Source organism: Bernardetia sp., assembly GCF_020630935.1.
Classification (GTDB): domain Bacteria; phylum Bacteroidota; class Bacteroidia; order Cytophagales; family Bernardetiaceae; genus Bernardetia.
On sequence record NZ_JAHDIG010000117.1, the window covers coordinates 1 to 6,890 of the forward strand.

Sequence of the window (6,890 nt, forward strand, 5' to 3'; positions counted from 1 at the left end):
AGACTATTTAGAACAAGTCGTCTTTGCATAAATCTTTCATGCGTTTACCCTACAATTATAAGAAACAAACACCATTTTTCTTTCCTTCTTATCATGCAACATTATCTGATGAGATAATTACAAATGATAAATTAATTCGAATAAAATATATTACAGAAGATAGCACAAACTATATATTGAGCATAGAAGAAATGAAATATAATAACACACAAAATCAAAAATCGAAGAGTTTTTAGAGGTTTTGACTTTTTGAACTACAAAAAACCATTATTATCAACGTTACGTTTACAAAGACAAAAAAACCAAAACTATGATAACATCACTAGACCAATTAGATTTTGACAAGACTTATTCCTATGCAGATTATCTGACGTGGAAATTTGATGAGTTTGTAGAACTTATCAAAGGAAAAATATTTCCAATGTCTGCACCAAACAGATTACATCAAGAGCTTTCTTTGCGCTTGAGTGGTTTGTTTTTTAATTACTTACGAGAAAATGAGCGTAGCTGTAAAGTATATGCTGCGCCTTTCGATGTACGCCTTTTAAAAAACCCATCACTTACCAGCCAACAATTAGAAGGAATGACAGATAAAGAAATCTATACTGTCGTACAACCAGATTTATCTATTATTTGTGATTTGGAAAAACTAGATGATAAAGGTTGTAAAGGTTCGCCGAACTTGATTATTGAAATTTTATCTAACAATGCAAAGCGAGATGTAAAAGATAAATTTGAACTCTATGAAGAAAACGGAGTACAAGAATACTGGATTGTTCGTCCTAATGAAAAAACAATTCAGCAATTTTTTTTAGAAGAAGAAAAATATGTCTATCAAAAAACTTTTGTAGAAAACGAATATATTACTTCCATATATTTGCCAGATTTAACAATAGATTTGGAAATTATTTTTGCAGACTAAACTTGTATATCAAATGAAAAACAGAATAGGAACAACACTTATCTTCGTCGGAATTGTTATGCTTTTTGAAAAAGTAGAAGTTCATTATGGTTGCTTTGGAGGCTATCGTAATAATGCTTATGGCATCCTCTTTAGCAGTCTTTTAGTACTATTTATTGGATGGCTTTGTACTATCAAGTTTTCAAAGTTTATGAGGTAAATTAGCCATCATAAATCCTTCTCTGCGCAATTTTATAATATTCTTTATTAATTTCATAGCCAATAAAATCTCTATTTAACTCTTTACACGCTACTCCTGTTGATCCACTTCCCATAAAAGGATCTAAGACAGCTTGCCCTTCGAAAGTAATGAGTTTTACTAAATGCTGCATTAGTTCTATATCTATTTTACTAATGAAATATTTTGGCTGACTCTCTTCTTTCTCTATACGTATCTTTGATAATATCATCCCAAACAGATAAGTCTTCATCTTCTGCGCTATCAATGACATTTACAGACTGGTTTATCATTGACTTGAAAGTTGAATATAAACTTTCTATCAAATGTGGATTTTGAAGTTTTATTATATCAATGATGAGTTGCTCTTTTATAGTCATATCAATTCGTTTTTTTAATGTCTTTTTGATATTGTACGAGCAAAAAAAACAGAACTGTTATCAGTTTTTAGTATTGTAAATTTCTAAAACAATTTTGGAGTAGAAATACTTGTTTCTATTCTTCTTTTAGCTATTTCTATATAGTTTTCATCAAGCTCATATCCTACAAACTTTCTTTTCAATTCCATACAAGCTACTCCTGTTGAGCCACTGCCCATAAAAGTGTCTAAGACGGTTTGTCCTTCAAAAGTAATGAGTTTTACTAAATGTTGCATGAGTTCTACTGGCTTTAGGGTAGGATGAAAATTAAAATCATCTTTATGCTGCCTCACTTTTGGCACTAAAAAAAATTTATCATAACCATCCTCAAAGGGTTCTGTACGAATAATATTAGCTGGAACTCTTCCTTTTTCGTGTGGATTGTGTCCTACTTTACTTTCTCCTTCTTTATATGGAATTCTAGTTTCTTCAAAATTCAATGCTCCTGTTCCGTATTTGATGATATTTTGTGCTACATTTAATCCTTTTTCTAAGGGCTTTTGAATCAAAATGATAGGTTCATAAGATGGCTTGATTCCTAACCCTGCTCCATCATATTTTTTTCCTAACTCGGAACTTGGAGCTAGTTTTTCTTTTTTGGAAGCCTTATAACTTTCTGCTCCCTCTTTTTTATAACCTTGTACATATTTGTATTCTCCAATTTTTTCACTTTCCACTCCTAATTCTTTATCTATTGAAAGTCCTACGTTCCTACTCTTTGGCATTCCATTGAGATACGCCCAAAACAAAACATCTTTTATCAGAAAGCCACTATCTTCCAAATCTACCATTAGTCGGTGCATCAATCGTATAGAACTAAAGACTAAACCAAAACTTCCACTCTTGAGCTTTTCAAAACCCTGCTCCCAAACTTTCCTATCTGGCAAATCTTTATCCCAATAATTACCTTGATAAGAAATACCATAAGGAGGGTCAGTAATGAGAGCATCGATAGAGTTGTTTTCAATATCTTCTAATATATATGAGCTTTTATGATATAACTGAAAGGTGTTTTTCATATTTCACTAATAGTTAACAAGTCATCAATAGAAAGATAACTTGATATACTTCTTTTATAGTTTATCAAAATTTTGTACACAAACTCTTTCGTCTTATCTGGTGGTACAATAACTTTGAAATTATATTCTTTAATCATTTTGCCAATTTCTACACTTTGTGTAGAACGAGTACTTGTATTTGCTACAGCTTTAACTCTTTCAAAAAGATATTGTCCTAATTTTTCATGTTGACCATATACAATAAATTGTAAATCGGCTGCACCTTTCCAAATACCAACAGCAGTAAAAAGCATTTCGTTACTAAAAGCTAATGCCTTATCTTCGTTTGTATCATTCCAAGTACCACCCAATCTTTTTGAAAATATGCTACATTGCTTTACTTCTAAAAACTTACCTGTTTTTGAACTTTTTGGATCAAATCCATGCTTGTTAAAGTTTAAAAGATCATATCCCAAGTAGTTTCCTACAATAGAATCTTGTATTTCATTTATTGTTGTGTCTGTATCATATGACTCAAACTCTTGCTGAAACTTAGTTAATTCTTCTAATGCCATTATACCCTTCATCTTAAAGGATGTAGGAATAGGTTTATAATCTCCTTTTTCAAAAATATCCATTTACAATTAATAAATTTTTAGAAGTAAAGCATCTATACAAACTTATTCTACAAAGGCAAATTTCCGTGCTTTTTTCTTGGCAAAGAATCTACTTTGTTCTCTAACATTTTGAATGCACGAAGTAATTTCTGGCGTGTCTGCTCTGGTAAAATAACCTCATCGATATAACCTCTATGCGCTGCACGGTACGGATTAGCAAACTTTCGGTTGTACTCATCTTCTTTTTCTTTGAGTTTTTCGGTTGGGTTATCGGCTGCTTTGATTTCATTCTTAAAGATAATTTCGGCTGCTCCTTTTGCTCCCATTACAGCGATTTCGGCATTTGGATAAGCAAAATTCATATCTGCACCAATGTGTTTTGAGTTCATCACATCATACGCACCACCATACGCCTTGCGTGTAATGACCGTAATGCGTGGAACGGTTGCCTCACTAAAGGCATAGAGAAGTTTTGCGCCATCGTTAATTACTCCATTCCACTCTTGGTCTGTACCTGGTAAAAATCCTGGTACATCTACCAAAACAAGCAAAGGAATATTGAAAGAATCGCAGAAACGAACAAAACGAGCTGCTTTTTTACTAGCATTGATGTCCAAACATCCAGCTAAATTAGAAGGTTGATTACCTACAATTCCGATGCTACGCCCACCAATTCTGCCAAAACCTACCAAAATATTCTCTGCATAATTTTTATGCACTTCTAAAAAGCTATCTTCATCGATAATTCCTTCAATTACCTCACGCATATCATAAGGCTTGTTAGCATCTAAAGGAACAATATCATTTAAAACTGGACGAAGTTCGTCATCTTTTGCTTCGTAAGGATAAACTGGAGCTATTTCTTCACAGTTTTGAGGAATATAAGAGATAAGTTTTTTAAGCTCTTCGATACATTGCACTTCATTGGCACAAGAGAAGTGAGCGACACCACTTTTCGAACTGTGTGTACTTGCTCCACCGAGTTCTTCGGCAGTTACTTCTTCGTGAGTTACTGTCTTGACTACGTTTGGTCCTGTTACAAACATATACGACGTGCTTTCCACCATCATAATAAAGTCTGTGATAGCAGGAGAATATACAGCACCACCAGCACAAGGCCCCATAATGGCAGAGAGTTGAGGAATTACGCCAGAAGCTCTTGTATTTCTATAAAAAATATCAGCATAACCAGCCAAAGAAACTACTCCTTCTTGAATCCTAGCACCTCCCGAATCGTTCAAACCAATGATAGGCGCACCATTTTTCATTGCCAAGTCCATTAGTTTACAGACTTTTTCAGCGTGTGCTTCTGAAAGCGAACCTCCAAAAACAGTAAAATCTTGTGAAAAAACATAAATCAAACGACCATTAACCGTTCCGTAGCCTGTAACTACACTATCTCCCAAATAATGTTGTTTGTCTAAACCAAAATCTTTGGTTCGGTGCATTACAAAACGTCCGATTTCTTCGAAAGAACCTTCGTCTAAAAGTAATTCTATACGCTCTCTCGCTGTGAGTTTGCCTCGTTTATGTTGTGCATCTATTCGGTTTTGTCCTCCTCCTAAAAGTGCTTCTGCATTTTTTCGGTCTAATACTTCTGTGGGAGTTCCGTCGTTGTAATGATTGTTTTGGCTCATTAGGGTTTGGGTTTAGTGAGTTGAAAGTTTATGTTCTTTTTACTTGATAATATCAAATTTTTTCCATTCTACATGAACTGCGTCTCCGTTTTTCTTTAACCTTTCTAAATAGACTTTGGTAGAATCTGCGTACGTTAATTTGTATCTTACAGAATCATTTTTGTTTTTATCATATCTAAAAGTCAGTATTGAATCTATTGGATTAATCTTCCAATCTGCATAGTTGGGACGCTCTCCACTTTCGCTTTTTTTCCAATGCCTTCTATCAGCAGAAAGAATAAAATATCTATATTTTTGGTACTTAAAATCTGTTCTACCTCCATCATAAGAAAGCCACCATCTCCCAACGATTTGTTTTTCTAGCTCATTGAGATTTTCAATGCCTATTCGGTGTTTGGCGAATCTTTTTTCTTGTGTAAACTCAAAATGAGAACCCAAAAAGTAAGCAGTAACAATTATTGATGCAGATATAATCCAAATTATCCATTTTTTCATAAAAACAACATCTATTTTTCTTTAAAAATAATTCGGATAGGTACGCCCTCAAAACCAAAATGTTCACGAATTTTATTCTCTAAAAATCGCTTATACGACTCGTGTACGTGTTTTGGATAATTGGTAAAGAAAGCAAACAGAGGGGCAGAACCTTTAAGTTGAGTAATATATTTGATATTTATATTTTTTCCACGATGAACAGGTGGTGGAGTCCTTTTTATGTCTGGTAACAAAACATTATTGAGCTTTGAAGTAGAAATTTGCTTGCTTCTTTCCTCAAAAACGTCAATCGCCGTTTCGATACTTTTGAAAACACGTTGCTTGGTAAGCATAGAAGTAAAAATAATTGGAATCCAAGAAGCCATGCCTAGCCTTTCCTTCATATCGTTGGTAAACTCGTGTGCTGTTTTGGAATCTTTTTCTACCAAATCCCATTTATTAGCAATCAAAACAACGCCTTTATGTCTTTCTATTGCCAAACGAATAAGTGTAAGGTCTTGTGATTCTAGTTTTTGTGTCGTGTCAATCATAATGACTGCCACATCACACTCATCTAATGCCTTCAAGGAACGCATCACCGAATAAAACTCAATATTTTCTTTCACCTTAGATTTTCGTCGCATTCCAGCCGTATCGGTCAAGATAAATTCTTTTCCATAAGCCTTGTAGTGTGTATCGATAGAATCTCTTGTTGTTCCAGAAACATCAGAGACAATAGTTCTTTCTTCTCCTAAAAGAATATTCAAAAATGATGATTTACCTACATTTGGGCGACCTAGAATAGCAATTTTTGGTAAGCCTTCATTTGGGTTTTCTTCTCCTTCTTCTTCAAAATTAGAAACTACTGCATCTAATAAATCGCCTGTTCCAGAGCCTGTTTGAGAAGATACAGGGAAAAGTTCTCCAATTCCTAAATTGTAAAATTCGGCAGAATTGTTTCTATGCTCCATAGATTCTACCTTATTAGCAACTAGATAAATAGGCTTATCTGAACGACGAAGCACTTTTACAAATTCTTCATCTAATGGATTTATACCCGTATGCGTATCGACCATAAAAAGAATTACACTTGCTTCTTCCATCGCAATTTCTACTTGCTCACGAATTGCCCTTTCAAAGACATCATCAGAACCGACAACGTATCCACCTGTATCTATGAGTGTAAAAAATTTGCCGTTCCACTGCCCTTGTCCATAGTGCCTATCTCTAGTAACACCACTCTCATCGTGCATAATGGCTTTACGCTCTTCGACTAAGCGATTAAAAAGTGTGGATTTTCCGACATTTGGTCGTCCTACGATGGCTACAATATTTGACATAGTTTATTTTTTAAAGGAAATTACATTCCTATAGCATTCTAATTTTTACTTTTTGTATTGACTTACAAAATTACACAACTCTTTCCGACTTTAGAAATTGATTTTTGTGCATTCTTATTTTTATCGTAAGAGTTTGTTTAATTTTTTGTTTTAACGTGAACTCGGTATTTAACTGGTTGATTTTTAGAGTTCTAACTCTGTTTTAGCACACTTTTTTATAAAAAAAGGCTCAAAAAGGTTATTTTTGAATAGCATTTATCAATTTC

General features: G+C 33.8%; 9 protein-coding genes. 2 read left to right on the plus strand and 7 right to left on the minus strand.

All coding sequences use genetic code 11. The annotated features are described in order from the left end of the window. Positions 1-310: 310 nt before the first annotated feature. On the plus strand, positions 311-922 hold the full coding sequence (locus QZ659_RS19670) for a Uma2 family endonuclease (RefSeq protein WP_291728669.1): 612 nt from the start codon (positions 311-313) through the stop codon (positions 920-922). Positions 923-935: 13 nt separating this feature from the next. Then, the gene (locus tag QZ659_RS19675) at positions 936-1,121 is read left to right on the plus strand and encodes a hypothetical protein (protein WP_291728671.1); all 186 of its coding nucleotides are present in this window, start codon (positions 936-938) and stop codon (positions 1,119-1,121) included. 1 nt (position 1,122) lies between these two features. Here the strand turns inward: QZ659_RS19675 and QZ659_RS19680 are convergent, their stop codons facing one another. The 7 genes from QZ659_RS19680 to der all read right to left on the minus strand — a co-directional run bounded on the left by QZ659_RS19680 (position 1,123) and on the right by der (position 6,624). Further along, the gene (locus QZ659_RS19680; protein ID WP_291728674.1) at positions 1,123-1,293 is read right to left on the minus strand and encodes a site-specific DNA-methyltransferase; all 171 of its coding nucleotides are present in this window, start codon (positions 1,291-1,293) and stop codon (positions 1,123-1,125) included. Between the two features lie 19 nt (positions 1,294-1,312). Further along, complete coding sequence (locus tag QZ659_RS19685) at positions 1,313-1,519, minus strand: hypothetical protein (protein ID WP_291728676.1); 207 nt, start codon at positions 1,517-1,519, stop codon at positions 1,313-1,315. Between the two features lie 83 nt (positions 1,520-1,602). After that, complete coding sequence (locus QZ659_RS19690; protein WP_291728678.1) at positions 1,603-2,577, minus strand: DNA-methyltransferase; 975 nt, start codon at positions 2,575-2,577, stop codon at positions 1,603-1,605. Next, complete coding sequence (locus QZ659_RS19695) at positions 2,574-3,194, minus strand: hypothetical protein (RefSeq protein ID WP_291728681.1); 621 nt, start codon at positions 3,192-3,194, stop codon at positions 2,574-2,576. Before QZ659_RS19695 ends, QZ659_RS19690 begins: the two co-directional genes overlap by 4 nt. Before the next feature lie 47 nt (positions 3,195-3,241). Further along, the gene (locus tag QZ659_RS19700; RefSeq protein ID WP_291728683.1) at positions 3,242-4,810 is read right to left on the minus strand and encodes an acyl-CoA carboxylase subunit beta; all 1,569 of its coding nucleotides are present in this window, start codon (positions 4,808-4,810) and stop codon (positions 3,242-3,244) included. Between the two features lie 39 nt (positions 4,811-4,849). Then, positions 4,850-5,305: a hypothetical protein gene (locus tag QZ659_RS19705; protein WP_291728685.1), complete on the minus strand. Its 456-nt coding sequence runs from the start codon at positions 5,303-5,305 to the stop codon at positions 4,850-4,852. An 11-nt stretch (positions 5,306-5,316) separates the two neighbouring features. Beyond that, on the minus strand, positions 5,317-6,624 hold the full coding sequence (gene der, locus QZ659_RS19710) for a ribosome biogenesis GTPase Der (RefSeq protein ID WP_291728688.1): 1,308 nt from the start codon (positions 6,622-6,624) through the stop codon (positions 5,317-5,319). Positions 6,625-6,890 lie beyond the last annotated feature (266 nt).